A 329-nucleotide genomic window follows, 5' to 3' on the forward strand; every position below is an offset into this window, starting at 1 on the left:
TGGCCCTGCATCCGCGCCTCCTGGAGGCGCTCGCGGATCCCCTCCAGGCTGCGCTCATGGGACTGGCGGGCCTGCTCATCCTCGCGCAGCCGCTCCACCAGCTCGGCGGCCCGGGCCCGCACCACATTGAGGGCGCGCTCCTCCCGCTCGCGGCGGTCGAGCAGCTCGTCGAGCCGTTCGCGGCGCTCCTCCTCGGGCTCGCGCAGCAGCTCACGCTCCTCCTCCAGCTCCTCGAGGCGCCCCACCAGGCGTTCACGGGCCTCGCCGGCACGGCCCTGCTGCTCGGCCAGGCCGCTGCGTTCGGCGGCCAGCCGCTCCTGCTCCAGGGC

1 protein-coding gene is annotated in these 329 nt (G+C 76.0%); it reads right to left on the reverse strand.

Translation table 11 applies throughout. The features are described from left to right. A partial coding sequence (locus tag J5F18_RS18815) for a hypothetical protein (protein ID WP_346300047.1) occupies positions 1 to 329 on the reverse strand: 329 nt, incomplete at both ends.

The organism is Halomonas sp. BM-2019, assembly GCF_017584085.1.